Origin of the sequence: Tepidicella xavieri (genome assembly GCF_004363315.1) — a bacterium.
GTDB lineage: Bacteria > Pseudomonadota > Gammaproteobacteria > Burkholderiales > Burkholderiaceae_C > Tepidicella > Tepidicella xavieri.
Genome location: NZ_SNYL01000002.1, coordinates 25,972 through 42,201 on the forward strand (window position 1 = coordinate 25,972; position 16,230 = coordinate 42,201).

Annotated in this window: 17 protein-coding genes; 10 read left to right on the forward strand and 7 right to left on the reverse strand. The window is 65.0% G+C overall.

What is annotated here, in order from left to right:
• Window positions 1-85: 85 nt before the first annotated feature.
• The 6 genes from DFR43_RS01555 to DFR43_RS01580 form a co-directional block, all read right to left on the reverse strand.
• On the reverse strand, window positions 86-679 hold the full coding sequence (locus DFR43_RS01555; protein ID WP_133595620.1) for a TlpA family protein disulfide reductase: 594 nt from the start codon (window positions 677-679) through the stop codon (window positions 86-88).
• Window positions 680-740: 61 nt separating this feature from the next.
• Window positions 741-1,223 carry a GNAT family N-acetyltransferase gene (locus tag DFR43_RS01560; RefSeq protein WP_133595621.1) on the reverse strand — a complete coding sequence of 161 codons (483 nt, stop codon included), beginning with the start codon at window positions 1,221-1,223 and terminating at the stop codon, window positions 741-743.
• Window positions 1,220-2,551 carry a phosphoglucosamine mutase gene (gene glmM, locus DFR43_RS01565; RefSeq protein WP_133595622.1) on the reverse strand — a complete coding sequence of 444 codons (1,332 nt, stop codon included), beginning with the start codon at window positions 2,549-2,551 and terminating at the stop codon, window positions 1,220-1,222. Before glmM ends, DFR43_RS01560 begins: the two co-directional genes overlap by 4 nt.
• A 32-nt stretch (window positions 2,552-2,583) precedes the next feature.
• Entirely contained in the window at window positions 2,584-3,438 is an 855-nt protein-coding gene (gene folP / locus DFR43_RS01570) for a dihydropteroate synthase (RefSeq protein ID WP_133595623.1), read from the reverse strand.
• Window positions 3,439-3,506: 68 nt separating this feature from the next.
• A complete protein-coding gene (ftsH, locus tag DFR43_RS01575; RefSeq protein ID WP_133595624.1) occupies window positions 3,507-5,423 on the reverse strand; it encodes an ATP-dependent zinc metalloprotease FtsH in 1,917 nt (638 codons plus the stop codon).
• Window positions 5,424-5,548: 125 nt separating this feature from the next.
• The gene (locus tag DFR43_RS01580) at window positions 5,549-6,217 is read right to left on the reverse strand and encodes an RlmE family RNA methyltransferase (RefSeq protein WP_133595625.1); all 669 of its coding nucleotides are present in this window, start codon (window positions 6,215-6,217) and stop codon (window positions 5,549-5,551) included.
• 17 nt (window positions 6,218-6,234) lie between these two features.
• On the opposite strand from DFR43_RS01580, the gene DFR43_RS01585 reads away from it, so the two are divergent.
• The 5 genes from DFR43_RS01585 to DFR43_RS01605 all read left to right on the forward strand — a co-directional run bounded on the left by DFR43_RS01585 (window position 6,235) and on the right by DFR43_RS01605 (window position 10,006).
• Window positions 6,235-6,711 carry a YhbY family RNA-binding protein gene (locus tag DFR43_RS01585; protein WP_133595626.1) on the forward strand — a complete coding sequence of 159 codons (477 nt, stop codon included), beginning with the start codon at window positions 6,235-6,237 and terminating at the stop codon, window positions 6,709-6,711.
• An 86-nt stretch (window positions 6,712-6,797) separates the two neighbouring features.
• Complete coding sequence (locus DFR43_RS01590; RefSeq protein WP_133595627.1) at window positions 6,798-8,930, forward strand: M3 family metallopeptidase; 2,133 nt, start codon at window positions 6,798-6,800, stop codon at window positions 8,928-8,930.
• Between the two features lie 45 nt (window positions 8,931-8,975).
• A complete protein-coding gene (locus DFR43_RS01595) occupies window positions 8,976-9,368 on the forward strand; it encodes a VOC family protein (protein ID WP_133595628.1) in 393 nt (130 codons plus the stop codon).
• Between the two features lie 29 nt (window positions 9,369-9,397).
• Window positions 9,398-9,592, forward strand: coding sequence for a YqaE/Pmp3 family membrane protein (locus DFR43_RS01600; protein WP_133595629.1), 195 nt, complete (start codon window positions 9,398-9,400; stop codon window positions 9,590-9,592).
• A gap of 3 nt (window positions 9,593-9,595) precedes the next feature.
• Complete coding sequence (locus DFR43_RS01605; protein ID WP_133595630.1) at window positions 9,596-10,006, forward strand: DUF2784 domain-containing protein; 411 nt, start codon at window positions 9,596-9,598, stop codon at window positions 10,004-10,006.
• A gap of 17 nt (window positions 10,007-10,023) precedes the next feature.
• On the opposite strand, the gene DFR43_RS01610 is transcribed toward DFR43_RS01605, so the two are convergent.
• Window positions 10,024-12,018 carry a DNA topoisomerase IV subunit B gene (locus tag DFR43_RS01610; RefSeq protein ID WP_133595631.1) on the reverse strand — a complete coding sequence of 665 codons (1,995 nt, stop codon included), beginning with the start codon at window positions 12,016-12,018 and terminating at the stop codon, window positions 10,024-10,026.
• 63 nt (window positions 12,019-12,081) lie between these two features.
• On the opposite strand from DFR43_RS01610, the gene DFR43_RS01615 reads away from it, so the two are divergent.
• The 5 genes from DFR43_RS01615 to bamC are packed head-to-tail and all read left to right on the forward strand — an operon-like array spanning window position 12,082 to window position 16,194.
• Entirely contained in the window at window positions 12,082-13,314 is a 1,233-nt protein-coding gene (locus tag DFR43_RS01615) for an MFS transporter (protein ID WP_133595632.1), read from the forward strand.
• Between the two features lie 16 nt (window positions 13,315-13,330).
• Window positions 13,331-13,501: a hypothetical protein gene (locus DFR43_RS13600; RefSeq protein ID WP_164499684.1), complete on the forward strand. Its 171-nt coding sequence runs from the start codon at window positions 13,331-13,333 to the stop codon at window positions 13,499-13,501.
• A gap of 6 nt (window positions 13,502-13,507) precedes the next feature.
• Entirely contained in the window at window positions 13,508-14,086 is a 579-nt protein-coding gene (locus DFR43_RS01620) for a class I SAM-dependent methyltransferase (protein WP_133595633.1), read from the forward strand.
• 43 nt (window positions 14,087-14,129) lie between these two features.
• Window positions 14,130-15,014 (forward strand): 4-hydroxy-tetrahydrodipicolinate synthase, encoded by an 885-nt coding sequence (dapA, locus tag DFR43_RS01625; RefSeq protein ID WP_133595634.1) that lies wholly within the window; start codon window positions 14,130-14,132, stop codon window positions 15,012-15,014.
• A 49-nt stretch (window positions 15,015-15,063) separates the two neighbouring features.
• The gene (gene bamC / locus DFR43_RS01630) at window positions 15,064-16,194 is read left to right on the forward strand and encodes an outer membrane protein assembly factor BamC (protein ID WP_133595635.1); all 1,131 of its coding nucleotides are present in this window, start codon (window positions 15,064-15,066) and stop codon (window positions 16,192-16,194) included.
• Window positions 16,195-16,230: the final 36 nt, after the last annotated feature.

Consider the following 16,230-nt stretch of genomic DNA (forward strand, 5'->3'; position numbering starts at 1 on the left):
CTTATCGGTTTCCCCGATTATTGAGCACCCGAGCCCCTCGAATATGTCAATTTCATGAAAAACCGACCCCGCTCGGCTGGAAACTTCAGGCCACCAGATCGGCCAGCGCTTCGATGTCTTCCGCAAACATCTGCCCTTGCTCAGCCGCGCGCACCCGACCGGCGGCATCGAGCAGCAGAGTGATCGGCAGCCCCTTGGGCTTGGGAAAGCCTTGCCGCCATTGCGGGCTCGTCCAGGCGGAGGGAAAGGTGTATCCACGACGGATCAGGTATTGGTGGGCCAAATCGGCGTGGCGGTCGATCGACAAGCCCAGAAAATCGATCTGGCCGCGATGCTTGCGCCAGAAAGTTTCCATGTGGGGGCTCTGCAAAGCGCAGAAGGGGCAAATGCTGGCCCACCAGTAGATGAGCAGCGGCCGCGCTGGCCGGCGATCGGCGTCGAACACGCTGCCGTCGAGCAAGGCAATCGATGGCACGCGCAACTCCGCTCCCAAGGCAGGCAAGGGCGGCGCCTGGGCCTCCTCGGCCGCGGCAGAAGCAGGCTGCGCCCACGCACGGCCAGCCAGGGCCCAGCCACCGATGGCGACCGGCACATTGGCAGCCGTCACCAGAAAACGGCGCCGTGATCTGCCCACGCTGGCCCACTCGACATTGGACGTGGAAATGCGGCTTCTCATCATGGCGTAGATTACGCCACCGCTCCGGTGTTGCCAAGCCCCGAAGCCGGCGCTCCTCAGGCCCTCAAAGCCATTTCTGCATGAAACGGGCCTGCCCCATGGCAGGATCGAGCTGATAGCCTTCGAACCCGATGCGTTGATAGAGTCGGACGGCCGGCCGGTTGCCTTCGAGCACTTCCAGCGTCAGCTTGCAGGCCCCTCGCGCACGGGCCAGTTGCTCCACCAGTTCCAGCATGCGCTCGGCAATGCGCAGCCCACGGTGGCTGGCCACGACGGCCACGTCATGCACATTGACCAGCGGACGGCACTTGAACGTGGAAAACCCCTCGATGGCGTTGACCAGACCCACCGGTTGCTCGCCATCGAAAGCCAGGACGCTGTAAGCGGGGCGACGCGCGAGCTCTTCCACGAGATGGGCGCGGGCATGCTCGGACAGCCCCTCCCCGCCCCCGGCCGGATCGCGCGCATAGGCGTCGAGCACTTCAACGATGGCACGGGCATGCACCGGATTGCGGTAATCGGCTTCGACGATGCGGATGGCATTCATGCGGCGGCCACCTCTGCCAGACGCCGCGCCCAGTGCTGTGCGGTTTCGGCCTCGCGAGCCTCGACCATCACGCGCAACAGCGGCTCGGTGCCGCTGGCGCGAATGAGCACCCGCCCCGCCTCGCCGAGCGCGGTTTGCGCCTGCGCGATTTCGGCTTGCAAGGGCGCATGGGTCTGCCAATCCTGGTCGGGCCGCAGGCGGACATTGATGAGCACCTGGGGGAACAGCTGCAACCCTTGCAACAGTTCGGCCATCGTCTGGCCGCTGCGCACGCACGCCTGCAGCACCTGCAACGCCGACACGATGGCGTCCCCCGTGGTCTGCCGGTCCAGAATGAGCAGGTGGCCAGAACCCTCGCCACCCAGTTGCCAGCGCCGCCGCAGCAGCTCTTCCAGCACATAGCGGTCCCCGACCTTGGCACGCACGAACTGCACCCCCTTGGCCTGCAAGGCATGTTCCACGGCCATGTTGGTCATCAGCGTGCCCACCACCCCCGGCACCACCTCATCGCGCCCAAGCCGGTCATCGGCCAGCAGGTACAGCAATTCATCGCCGTTGTAGAGCCGCCCCGCGGCATCCACCATTTGCAGGCGGTCGGCATCGCCATCGAGAGCGATGCCCACATCCGCGCCATGGGCACGCACCGCTGCCACCAACGTTTGCGGATGGGTGGCGCCGACTTCGTGGTTGATGTTGAACCCATCGGGCTGGCAACCGATTTCCACCACTTCAGCCCCGAGCTCGTGAAACACCTTGGGGGCGATGTGGTAGGCCGCGCCGTGTGCGGCATCGACGACGACCTTGAGCCCACGCAACGACAGGTCATTGGCGAACGTGCTCTTGCAGAATTCGATGTAACGGCCGGCAGCATCGTCGAGCCGGCGCGTCTTGCCCAGGCGGGCCGAATCGACCCACAGCGGCGGCTCAGCCAGCGCGGCCTCAACCGCCAATTCCCACTCGTCAGGGAGCTTGGCGCCCCGGGCATCGAAAAACTTGATGCCATTGTCGGCAAACGGGTTGTGACTGGCCGAAATCACCACCCCCAGCGAGGCCCGCTGGGCGCGGGTGAGGTAAGCCACCGCCGGAGTGGGCACCGGGCCGAGCAACACCACGTCCACGCCGGCGGAGTTGAAGCCCGACTCCAGCGCCGACTCCAGCATGTAGCCAGAAATCCGTGTGTCTTTGCCAATGAGCACGACGGGGTGCGATTCGGTGCGCTTGAGCACTCGGCCCACGGCATGGGCCAACCGCAACACGAAATCTGGCGTGATGGGCGCCTGACCGACGGTCCCCCTGATGCCGTCGGTGCCGAAATACTGTCTTTTCATGAGATGTCTGTCGTCAGCGAAAGCCGACATTATCACGCGGCCCGCGCCACCATCGCCTGCCACACCTTGAGCGCCTCGGCGGTGGCCGCCACGTCATGGACCCGCAAAATCCGGGCGCCTCGTTCAGCCGCCAGCACGGCCGCCGTCACACTCGCCAGCACCCGCTCCTGCGGGGATTGGCGGCCGGTGACGTGCCCAAGCGACGATTTGCGCGACCAGCCTGCCAGCAAGGGATGCCCCAAGGCCAGCAGTTCGTTTTGTCGAGCCAGCAGGGCAAAATTCTGCTCGACCGTCTTGCCAAAGCCGATGCCATAGTCCAGCACCACCCGCTGCGGGGCCACGCCCAACTCGCCCAGGCGCTGCGCCCGCTCCCTGAGAAACGCCACCACCTGCGGCACGGCATCGCCCTGCATGGGAGCGATTTGCATGGACTGCGGCTCCAGATGCATATGCATCAGGCACACCCCGCAGCGGCCGTGCTGCGCCACCACCTGCTCCGCCGACAGGCCGCGCTCGCCCGTCCGGCGCAGGGCCCACACGTCGTTGATGATGTCCACCCCCAAGTCCAGGCAGGCTTGCATCACTTCGGGTTTGTAGGTGTCCACAGACAGGGGCACGCCCCAGGTCACCAATTCCCGCAACACCGGCAGCAGCCGCTCCAGTTCCGCCTCCAGCGGCAGCGCCGGGGCGCCGGGGCGGGTGGACTCGGCGCCCACATCCAGAATGCCCGCCCCATCCGCCACGAGCCGCTCGGCCTGTTGCAAGGCGTCGCCAGGCGCCAGAAAGCGGCCTCCATCGGAAAAAGAATCGGGGGTGACATTGAGAATCCCCATCAGCACGGGGCGGCTGAGGTCGATGGTGAAGCGGGAAGTCTGCCACTGCTGCATGGAGGGTGTCGCCTGCAAAACCGCAGGGGCCCGAAGGCCCCTGCAGGTGGGTGGGAACGGCCGGCGTGTCAGGCGGCCGACGGTGCCGGGTCGGATTTCACGGCGGCCGAACCGCCGCTGTCTCCGCCACCCGTATTCGGATTGCGGGGCGTGAAGTCTTTCGGCGGACGCGGCGGCTTGCCGGCCATGATGTCGTCGATCTGCTCGGACTCGATGGTCTCCCACTCCAGCAGGGCCTTGGCCATCGCGTGCATCTTGTCTTTGTTTTCTTCGATCAGGCGCCGAGCAAGGGCGTATTGCTCGTCGATGATGCGGCGCACCTCGGCATCGACCTTGCGCATGGTTTCTTCGCTCATGTGCGTGGTCTTGGTGATGGAGCGGCCCAGGAACACCTCGCCTTCGTTTTCGGCATAGACCATCGGCCCGAGCTTTTCGGACATGCCATAGCGCATGACCATGTCGCGCGCGATTTGCGTGGCACGCTCGAAGTCGTTGCTGGCGCCGGTGGTCATCTGGTTCATGAAGACCTCTTCGGCAATGCGGCCGCCAAACAGCATGCTGATCTGGTTGAGCATGTACTCCTTGTCGTAGGAGTAGCGGTCCTTCTCGGGCAGGCTCATCGTCACGCCCAGCGCGCGGCCGCGCGGGATGATGGTGACCTTGTGCACCGGATCGCACTTGGGCAGCAACTTGCCGATGAGGGCGTGCCCTGCCTCGTGGTAAGCGGTGTTGCGCCGCTCCTCCTCGGGCATGACCATGCTCTTGCGCTCGGGGCCCATGAGGATTTTGTCCTTGGCCTTTTCGAAGTCCTGCATCTCCACCACGCGGGCATTGCGGCGGGCGGCCATCAGCGCGGCCTCATTGCACAGGTTGGCCAGATCGGCGCCACTCATGCCCGGCGTGCCGCGCGCAATCACGGCGGCGCTGACGTCGCTACCGATCGGGATCTTGCGCATGTGAACATTGAGAATCTGCTCGCGGCCGCGGATGTCGGGCAGCGTGACGTACACCTGGCGGTCGAAACGCCCCGGGCGCAGCAGGGCGGCGTCCAGAATGTCGGGCCGGTTGGTGGCGGCGATCACGATGACGCCCAGGTTGGTCTCGAAGCCATCCATCTCGACGAGCATCTGGTTGAGCGTCTGCTCGCGCTCGTCATTGCCGCCGCCCAAGCCAGCGCCACGCTGACGGCCCACGGCGTCGATTTCGTCGATGAAGATGATGCACGGGGCGTTCTTCTTGGCCTGCTCGAACATGTCGCGCACGCGAGCAGCGCCCACGCCCACGAACATTTCCACGAAATCGGAGCCCGAAATGCTGAAGAACGGCACCTTGGCTTCGCCAGCGATGGACTTGGCCAGCAGCGTCTTGCCGGTACCCGGGGGCCCGACCAGCAACAGACCGCGCGGAATGCGCCCACCCAGCTTCTGGAACTTGGCGGGGTCTTTCAGGAAGTCCACCACCTCCTTCACCTCCTCCTTGGCCTCGTCGCAGCCGGCCACGTCGGCGAAGGTGACAGTGTTGGCATTCTCGTCGAGCATGCGGGCCTTGCTCTTGCCGAAGCTGAACGCGCCGCCCTTGCCGCCGCCTTGCATCTGGCGCATGAAATAAATCCACACGCCGATGAGCAGCAGCATCGGCCCCCAGCTCACGAGCAGCGTCATGAGGAGCGAACCCTCCTCGCGCGGGCGCACGTCGAAGCGCACGTCGTTGGCGATCAGGTCGCCAATCAAGCCCCGGTCGAGGTAGGTGGCGTTGGTGCGCACGCGGCGGTCATCGCTGGTGATGGCGATGATCTCGGTGCCACTGGAGCCTTCCTGGATGGTCGCGCTCTTGATGCGCTGGGCCTTGACTTCGTTGAGGAAGTCGGAATAGCTGATGTAGCCGGCGCCGGCCGTGGTGCGCCCGTCGAATTGCTTGAAGACGGTGAACAGCACCATGGCGATCACCATCCACACCGCAACTTTGGAAAACCACTGGTTGTTCAAGAAAGGCTCCTGCTCGAAATCACTGACCTTGACATTGGACCCATTTTAGGTCTTTCAAGAGGTCCGGCCCACCCCGACGACAAATCCATATGCATCACAGGGATAGGAAAAACCGATCGGGGGCTTCATTTCAGACCGATGCCGACCAAAAAGGTTTCCGCCGATTTGTCGCGCGAGGCTTTCGGCTTGCAGGGCTTGACGGCGCGAAACGTGTCGCGAAACAGCCGCACCAAGCCATCGTAGGCCCCGCCGTGGAACACCTTGGCCACCAAGGCGCCTTCGGGCTTGAGGTGCTGCCGGGCAAACGCCACCGCCAGTTCCACCAAATGCTCGATGCGGGCCGCATCGACCGACTCCACCCCCGACAGATTGGGAGCCATGTCCGAGACGACCACATCCACGGGCCGGCTGCGCCCATCGGGCAGGCGCAGCGCCTCTTCGAGCTGAGCCAGCACCACCTCCTCGCGAAAATCCCCCTGGATGTAGCGCACGCCCTCGATCGGCTCCATCGGCAACAAGTCCAGCCCCACGATCAAGCCCTCCAACGACCCGGCGGGCGCGCCTTGCGGGGCCAGCCGCCGGCGCACATACTGGCTCCAGGCCCCGGGCGCGCAACCCAAATCCACCACACACTGCCCGGGGCGCAACAGGCGGAAGGTTTCATCGATTTCCTTGAGCTTGTAGGCGGCCCGCGCACGGTAGCCCTCCTTCTGGGCCAGTTTGACCCATGGATCGTTGACGTGCTGATTCAGCCACGCCTTGTTGACCTTTTTGCTCTGCGTTTTGACTTTCATGCTGGGATAATTGTCCCATGCCACAGATTCAACTCACCCCCGCCCAGCGCAAACTTCACCGTGCCGATGCGCACCATCTCGACCCGGTCGTGCTCATCGGCGCCGACGGCCTGACCGATGCCGTCCGCCGCGAAGTGGATGCCGCGCTCAATGCCCACGGGCTGATCAAGGTGCGCGTGTTCAGCGACGACCGCAACGAACGCGAAGCCATGCTGCGCGACTTGGCCGACACGCTGGACGCCGCCCCCATTCAGCACATCGGCAAGCTGCTGGTGCTCTGGCGCCCCATCCCCGACAAGGCCAAGGCGCCCGACGAAGACCGCAAACCCGGCCCGCGGGAGATCAAAATCCTCAAATACAGCAAAAAAGGCGGGCAGCGCCCCGAGGTGAAAACCGTGCGCTTGCTGGGCAATCAGCGCCTGACGGCCGGCGGCCTGATCAAGAAGGCCAAAAAGCCCAAGCCCAAGAGCGTGAAAAAACTCAACCAGGCCTGACGGTCTGCCTCACCCCTGTCAGCCACAGGGTTGAGGCTTCCGCCTTAGTCTCGGGCTATTGATACTCGACCAGCCATCGCACACTCATGAACGCCGTCTCCCCTGCTGACACCCTGAACCTGGCCAACAACCCGTTGCTGGACTTCACCGACCTGCCGCGTTTCGACGCCATTGCGCCCGAGCACGTGGCGCCGGCGATCCAAGCGCTCCTGGAGCAAGCCCAGGCCGCGCTGGACACCGTGACGGCGGCGGACTTCCCCGCCGAATGGTCGCGCATGGCCGCCGTGCTCGACGTGGCCACTGAGCGCCTGGGCCGGGCTTGGTCGGCGGTCAGCCACCTCAATGCGGTGGCCGATACGCCCGCGCTGCGAGCGGCTTACAACGCGGCCTTGCCGCAAGTCACCGAATTCTGGACCCGGCTGGGGGCCGATGAGCGGCTGTACGCCAAGTACAAGGCCATGGACCCCGCCCGCTTGACGCGCGAGCAAGCCCAGGCGCACCGCCATGCATTGCGCGGCTTCGTGCTGGGCGGGGCGGAACTGCAGGGCGCGGCCAAGGAGCGGTTTGCCGCCATCCAGGAGCGGCTGGCCGAGTTGAGCCAAAAGTTCAGCGAAAACACCCTGGATGCGACCGACGCCTACACCCTTTATGTGCAAGCGCACGAGCTCGACGGCGTGCCCGAAGACGTGAAGGCCGCGGCCCGCGCCGCCGCCGAGGCCGACGGCCAAGCAGGCTACAAGCTCACGCTCAAATTGCCCTGCTACTTGCCCGTGATGCAATTCGGCAGCAACCGGGCGTTGCGCGAACGCCTCTATCGCGCCTACACCACCCGCGCCAGCGACCAGGCCAACCCTGCCGAAGTGCCTGAGGCGCCGCGCCTGGACAACACCGCGCTGATCCGGGAAATTCTGGCGCTGCGGCAAGAGGAAGCCCAACTGCTGGGCTACCCCGACTTCGCCACCTTGTCGCTGGTGCCCAAGATGGCCGAGTCGCCCGAGCAGGTGACCGCGTTTCTGCGCGAGCTGGCGGCCAAAGCCCGCCCCCATGCCCAGCGCGACCTCGACGACATGCGCCGCTTCGCCGCCGAGCACCTGGGGCTGGACGCCCCCCAAGCCTGGGACTGGCCTTACATCGGCGAGCAATTGCGCCAGGCCCGCTACGCCTACAGCGAGCAAGACGTCAAGCCCTACTTCACCGCCCCCAAGGTGCTGCAAGGGTTGTTCCGAATCGTCGAGACCCTGTTCGACGTGCGCATCCGGCCCGACCAGGCCCCCGTCTGGCACCCGAGCGTGCAGTTTTTCCGCATCGAGCGGTTGCGCGCGGGCGCGACCGAACCCGAGTGCGTGGGCCAGTTCTACCTGGACCCTGGCGCGCGCACGGGCAAGCGCGGCGGGGCCTGGATGGACGACGTGCGCGCCCGCTGGCTGCGGCCCGACGGCGGGCGCCTCCAAACCCCTGTGGCGCACCTCGTGTGCAACTTTGCCGAAGGCGTCGATGGCAAGCCGGCCCTGCTCACGCATGACGATGTCATCACCTTGTTCCACGAGTTCGGACACGGCCTGCACCACCTGCTGACCCAGGTGGACGAGCACGACGTCAGCGGCATCAGCGGGGTGGAATGGGACGCGGTGGAACTGCCCAGCCAATTCATGGAGAACTTCTGCTGGGAATGGGACGTGCTGCGCCAGTTGACCGCCCATGTGGACACGGGCGAACCGCTGCCGCGGGCGTTGTTCGAGAAAATGCTGGCGGCCCGCAACTTCCAAAGCGGCTTGCAAACCCTGCGGCAAATCGAGTTCGCCTTGTTCGACATGCTGCTGCACCGCGCCGACGCGCCGCGCAACGCCGACGGGGTGGACTTCATGGGCCTGCTGCAACAGGTGCGCCAAGAGGTGGCACTCATCCATCCGCCGGCCTACAACCGCATGCCGCACACATTCAGCCACATTTTCGCGGGCGGCTATGCGGCGGGGTATTACAGCTACAAATGGGCCGAAGTCCTCAGCGCCGACGCCTATGCGGCTTTCGAAGAGGCCGCGCGGCACAGCGGGACCGTGCTGGATGCCGCCACCGGCCAGCGCTATCTGCAAGAGATCCTGGCCGTCGGCGGCAGCCGGCCAGCCATGGAATCGTTCAAGGCCTTTCGCGGACGCGAGCCACGCATCGACGCGCTGCTGCGCCATCAAGGCATGACCGACCCATCGCCCGTGGCGGCTTGAACCGGCGACAATGCGAACATAGACCTTTATCCACAGGAGACAACCATGTTCAGCCACGTGATGGTCGGCACCAACGACATCGAAAAGTCCAAACGCTTCTACGACGCCGTCCTCGGCGTGCTGGGCGTGCCCGAAGGGATCCGCAACACCGCAGGCAGCGGCCACCAGCGGGTGTTCTACCGGCATGAGGGTGTGTCGTTCGCGGTGACCCAGCCCATCAACAACGAGCCGGCCACCTGCGCCAATGGCAGCACCATCGGCTTCAAGTGCCAATCGCCTGAGCAGGTGCAACAGTTCCACGATGTGGCCGTGGCGCACGGCGGCACCTCCATCGAATCTCCCCCGGGCCCGCGTCAAGGCCCTACCGGCGTGTTGCATCTGGCCTACGTGCGCGACCCCGACGGCAACAAGCTCTGCGCGCTGCACCGCCCCAAGTGACTGGGGCTGGACGAAGGAGCCAAGACGCCATGCGCCTGCTGCTTGCGATCTTTCTGCCCTGGCTGCAGTTTTTTACCATCGGCCGGCCGTTTGCCGGCATCATTTGCCTGATTCTGCAGATCACCATCATCGGCTGGCTGCCGGCGGCGCTGTGGTCAGTCTATGCCCTGAGTCAGTACAAGACCGACCAGAAAATCGCGCAGGCGCTGGGCAGAAAACCCTGACAGATGGCTCTGCCCTATCAAGCGCTGGCCGACGCGGTGCTGGTGCTGCACCTGGGGGTGGTGCTGTTCGTGGTGCTGGGGCTGCCCGCCATCGTGATCGGGAATCGGCTGGGGTGGGGCTGGGTCAATGCCTGGCACTGGCGACTGACCCATCTGGCGGCCATTGGCGTCGTGACGCTGCAAGCTTGGCTGGGGCGCTATTGCCCGCTGACCGTATGGGAATCGGCACTGCGCGAACGGGCCGGTCAGCCGTCGTACACATCCAGCTTTGTGCAGCACTGGGTAGAGCGGATCATCTACTACCAAGCCCCTTTGTGGGTGTTTGCGCTCATCTACACCGCCTTCGGCTTGCTGGTGCTCTGGGCGTGGTGGCGTTATCCGCCCAGGCGCCGCGGCCAGCAGGCACCCGACTGACGGCCCGCCGCTGGCGCTCACACATCGATCTCCACCGCGTCCCCGTGTCGCTCCATGAGCTCGCGGCGGGCGGCAGCCTCACCCTTGCCCATGAGCTGACTGAACTGGGCCTCGGTGGCGGCGAAGTCGAATGCGCCCAGTTGCACCGGCAGCAGACGGCGCGTATCGGGGTTGAGCGTGGTGTCCCACAGTTGTTCGGCGCTCATTTCGCCCAGCCCCTTGAAGCGACTGATGCTCCAGGCGCCTTCCCTGACGCCGTCTTTGCGCAGCTTGTCCAGAATGGCCGTCAGTTCGCCTTCGTCCAGCGCATACACCTTGCCCGCCGGCTTCTTGCCGCGCGCAGGCACGTCCACCCGAAACAGCGGCGGACGCGCCACATACACGTGGCCCGCTTCGATGAGCTTGGGGAAATGGCGGAAGAACAAGGTCAACAGCAGCACCTGGATGTGCGAACCGTCCACGTCTGCGTCGCTCAGAATGCAAATCTTGCCGTAGCGCAGACCGCTGAGGTCCACCTCGTCATCGGGACCATGGGGGTCCACGCCAATGGCAACGGCGATGTCGTGTACCTCGGCATTGGCAAACAGCCGGTCGCGCTCCACCTCCCAGGTGTTGAGCACCTTGCCACGCAAAGGCAAGATGGCCTGGTACTCTTTGTCGCGCCCCATTTTGGCGCTGCCGCCGGCACTGTCGCCCTCCACCAGAAACAGCTCGTTGTGGGCGATGTCGCGGCTTTCGCAATCGGTCAGCTTGCCCGGCAACACGGCCACGCCACTGCCTTTGCGCTTTTCTACCTTCTGGCTGGCCCGCTGCCGGCTTTGTGCCGCGCGAATCACGAGTTCGGCCAGCCGCCTGCCGTGGTCCACATGCTGGTTGAGCCACAGCTCCAGCACCGGCCGCACGAAACTGCTGACCAACCGCACGGCATCGCGCGAATTCAGCCGCTCTTTGATCTGCCCTTGAAACTGCGGATCCAGCACCTTGGCGCTGAGCACATAACTGGCGCGGGCAAACACGTCCTCGGGCAGCAGCTTGACGCCTTTGGGCAGCAGGGCGTGCAGCTCGATGAAACTCTTGACGGCCTGAAACAGCCCGTCGCGCAAGCCACTGTCGTGGGTGCCGCCGGCGCTGGTGGGGATGAGGTTGACATAGCTTTCCCGCACGGGCGCCCCTTCTTCGGTGAAGGCCACTGCCCAGGCAGCGCCCTCCCCCTCGGCAAAGCTGTCGTGCCCGGCATCGGCATAGCCTTCGCCCTCGAACAAAGGAATCAACGGCTCGCCATGGAGGGTCTGTTGCAGGTAGTCGCGCAAGCCCCCCTTGTACTGCCAGCTTTGGGTTTCGCGGTTTTTCTCGTTGACCAGGGTGACCGTCACGCCTGGCATCAGCACGGCCTTGCTGCGCAGCAGTTGCACCAGTTCAGCGGCCGGCAGACTGGCCGACTCGAAATACTTGGGATCGGGCCACACGCGCACCGTGGTTCCCTGTTTGCGGTCGCCATCGGCCGCCGGGCGCCGCGTCAGAGGCGCGACGACGTCGCCGCCAGCGAAGGCCATGTGGGCCACGTGGCCTTCGCGGTAGCTCGTCACTTCGAGCCGGGTGGACAGGGCGTTGGTCACGCTCACGCCCACCCCATGCAAGCCGCCCGAGAAGCTGTACGCCCCGCCCTTGCCTTTGTCGAACTTGCCGCCGGCGTGCAGCCGGGTGAACACCAGTTCCAGCACTGGCGCGTTTTCTTCGGGGTGGATGCCGTGCGGAATGCCGCGGCCATCGTCTTCCACGCTGACCGAGCCATCGGCATGCAAGGTGACGCGAATGCGCTTGCCGAAGCCGGCCAGCGCCTCGTCGGCGGCGTTGTCCAGCACCTCCTGCACGATGTGCAGCGGGTTGTCGGTGCGGGTGTACATGCCGGGGCGCTGCTTGACGGGCTCCAGCCCCTTGAGCACGCGGATCGAACTTTCCGCATAACCGGAAGCTCGCAAGGCCCCGGAGGAGGAGATCGGTGTGTCTGCCATGGCCCGGGATTGTAAGGAGGCCACCAGCGAACAAGGCTGGCGCAAATTCGCTACAGTGTCGGGATGACTGCTCACGCCCCCCGTTTGTCCATGCTGCAGGTGCTGGCCTGCGGCGCAGCGATCGTCACCTTGTCCATGGGCATCCGCCACGGCTTTGGCCTGTGGCTCCAACCCATCACCCAGGACCAAGGCTGGACACGCGAGACTTTCGCTTTCGCCATGGCGGTCCAGAACCTGTCGTGGGGGCTGTTCGGCATCTTTGCCGGCATGCTGGCCGACAAGTTCGGGGGCTACCGGGTGCTGGTGGGCGGCGCCTTGCTGTATGCCCTGGGTTTGACCGGCATGGCGCTGTCCACCTCCACGCTGGTGTTCGCGCTGACGGCCGGCGTGCTCATCGGCGCAGCCCAAGCCGGGACGACCTACGCGGTGATCTACGGCATCATCGGCCGGCAGATCCCCGCAGAGCGTCGCTCCTGGGCCATGGGCATGGCCGCCGCAGCCGGCTCGTTCGGCCAATTCCTCATGGTGCCGGTGGAAGGCTTGCTGATCGCACAGTTTGGCTGGAAAGAAGCGTTGCTCATTCTCGGGGCCGCGGCCTTGCTGATGGCCCCGCTGGCTTGGGGCCTGCGCGAACCGGGCTTCAGCGGCCAGGCAGCGCCCGTGGCCCGAGAACAGACGATTGCGCAAGCCCTGCGCGAGGCTTTCGGCTACCGCAGCTTCCAGTTGCTGATGGCGGGCTACTTTGTGTGTGGTTTTCAGGTGGTGTTCATTGGCGTGCACATGCCCAGTTACCTGAAAGATAACGGCCTGTCGCCCCAGGTGGCCAGCTACGCGCTGGCGCTGATCGGGCTGTTCAACGTGTTCGGCACCTATGCGGCCGGCGTGCTCGGCCAAAAACTCGCCAAACGGAAGATCCTGGCCTTCATCTATTTCATGCGTTCGGTCGCCATCACGCTGTTTCTGCTGGCGCCGCTCACACCAGGGGCGGTCTATCTGTTTGCCAGCGCCATGGGGCTGCTGTGGCTTTCCACCGTGCCGCCCACCAACGCCATCGTGGCACAAGTGTTTGGCGTGGCCCATCTGTCTATGCTGGGCGGGTTCGTGTTCTTCAGCCACCAAGTGGGCAGTTTCATGGGGGTGTGGCTCGGCGGCCTGCTGTACGACCGCACGGGCAGTTACGATATCGTCTGGTACATCTCGATCGCGCTGGGCATTTTCGCCGCGTTGGTGAACTGGCCGATTCGGGAACACCCCATTCAGCGCGGCCCTCAAAGGGTGGCCGGCGCTGCCGCATGATTTCCGCCCGTCTGCCATGCCACCACCGCATTCCTCCCCCGCTGCACGGCCCAACGCCCCGCTTCGGCCGCTCTGGCGCTGGCTGGCCTGGATCGGTGCAACGGGCCTGATGGGACTGGCGTTCACCCTCTACACCCATCCTGCTTTCATGGTGGACATGGCCGACCGTTTGTGGGCCTGCTTTTGAGCACGCATGAACCCTACCGCGCAAACGCCTTCCGATTGGGTCTGCCGCTGGAGCCATCTCATCCCCGGCCAACATCCTGCAGGGCCGCGCGCGCTCGATCTGGCCTGCGGTCATGGCCGCCACACCCGTTGGCTGGCGCGGCAGGGCTGCCACGTGACGGCGGTGGACCGTGACGCCGCCGCGCTGGCCACCTTGATCGACCTGGGCGAGCAGGTGCGCATCGTCTGCGCCGACATCGAAAACGGCCCCTGGCCTCTGGAAGGCCAATCCTTCGATGCGGTGGTGGTCACCCACTACCTCTGGCGCCCATTGTGGCCCCACATTCTGGCCTGCCTGGCCCCGGGCGGCGTGCTGATCTACGAAACGTTTGCCCACGGCAATGCCAGCGTGGGCAAGCCCTCCCGGCCCGACTTTCTGCTCCAGCCGGGGGAACTGCTGCAGGTGTGCGCGGGCCTGCACATCGTGGCCTATGAAAACGGTTTTCTGGCTTCGCCGGATCGCTATCTGCAGCGCATCTGCGCCGTCCGCCCTGATGCGACAGAAAACGCCCCTCCGCCACGCTATTGGCTTCGTGCGGCTGGGTAGAATGTGTGTTTGATCCTTCTTTTCATCCCTCATACCTGTTCATATGACAACGATCACTGGCAGCATCGTGGCGCTGGTCACCCCCATGCTTGAAGACGGCAGCGTGGACTACCCCACCTTGCGCAAGCTGATCGACTGGCACATCGCCGAAGGCACAGACTGCATCGGCGTGGTGGGCACCACCGGCGAATCCCCCACGGTGAGCGTGCAGGAACATTGCGAAGTCATCCGCGTGGCGGTGGAACAGGCGGCTGGCCGTATTCCCATCATGGCCGGTTGTGGCGCGAATTCCACGGCCGAAGCCATTGCCTTGGCCAAATTTGCCCGCGATGTCGGCGCCGACTGCCAGCTTCAGGTGGTGCCCTACTACAACAAGCCCACCCAGGAGGGGCAATACCAGCATTTCAAGGCCATCGCCGAAGCCACCGGCGACCTGCCCATCGTCCTCTACAACGTGCCTGGCCGTACCGTGGCCGATCTGGCCCACGACACCGTACTGCGTCTGGCCCAGGTACCCGGCATCGTGGGCATCAAGGAAGCCACGGGCAACATCGAGCGTGCCCAATGGCTGATCCGCGAAACCCCAGCGCATTTCGCGGTGTATTCGGGTGACGACCCCACCGCCGTGGCGCTCATGCTGTGTGGCGGCCAGGGCAACGTCAGCGTCACAGCCAACGTGGCCCCCAGACTCATGCACGAACTGTGCATGGCCGCCATCGCCGGCGACGTCAAAACTGCGATGGCCATCCAAATGAAACTGATGCCCGTGCACAAACTGCTGTTCGTCGAACCCAACCCCATCCCTGTCAAATGGGCCCTGCATCAGATGGGCAAATGCGGTCCGGGCCTGCGTCTGCCGTTGACGCCCCTGAGCCCCGCCCACCACCCTGCCGTCGCCCAAGCCCTGCGCGACGCAGGGCTGCTCTGAACGCCCACCCAGGAACCCCTTACGCGCCGAATTTCCGATGAGCCGATCCATGCACCTCGAACGCCCTGCCACCTCCCCCCAGACCTTCCGCAGCACGCCCTTGCGCTGGGGCGCCGTGGCGCTGGCCGTTGCGCTGGCCAGCGGTTGCTCCATTCTGGAAGAAGACCGCATCGACTACAAAAGCGCCAAACAGGTCAATGCCCTCGAAATTCCACCCGACCTCACCCAACTGAGCCGCGATACGCGCTACACGGTGCCTGGCGGCGTGGTCACGGCCAGCGGCTACCAGACGGCACAACCTCACCGCGGCATGCCGACGGCGGCGAGCCAGATCGGCGACGTCCGCATCGAACGCGCCGGCAACCAGCGCTGGCTGGTGGTGGATCGCGCGCCCGAAGAACTCTGGGGGCCGATCCGGGACTTCTGGCAGGAAAATGGCTTTTTGCTGACCTTGGACCAGCAAAACCTCGGCATCATGGAAACCGACTGGGCCGAAAACCGCGCCAAACTCCCGCAAGACTTCATTCGCGCCACCATCGGACGCCTGTTCGAGAACCTCTACTCCACCGGCGAGCGCGACAAATTCCGCACCCGGCTCGAACGCAATGCCACTGGCGGCACCGAAATTTTCATCAGCCACCGCGGCATGGTGGAGGTCTATACCACCACCCGGCAAGACAACACCGTCTGGCAGCCACGCCCGGCAGACCCCGAACTGGAAGCCGAATTTCTACGCCGCCTCATGGTCAAGCTCGGCGTGAGTCAGGAACAATCCCAGGCCCTGATGGCAGCCGGCGCCGTGCAGCCTGCCGCCCGCGTGAGCAGTGTCAACAACGTGCCCGTGCTGCAACTCGACGAAGGCTTCGACCGTGCCTGGCGGCGCGTGGGGCTGGCGCTGGACCGCACCGGCTTCACCGTGGAAGACCGTGACCGCTCGCAAGGCGTGTACTTCGTGCGCTACGTGGCGCCCGACGCCACCGTGGCCACGGCCCGCCCCGGCATCATCAGCCGCGTGTTCGGCGGCTCGCGCGCCAGCGAGGCCACCCCCGTGCGCTACCGCATCGTGGTACGCAGCAGCGACACCCAGACCACCGTCTCCGTGCTGGATGCCAACGGGCAACCCGAGTCGTCGGCCAACGCGCAGCGCATCGTGCAAGTGCTGGCCGATGATTTGAAATAAACGGCCTCGCTTCTCTTTCTCGGTATTCAAAAAAAC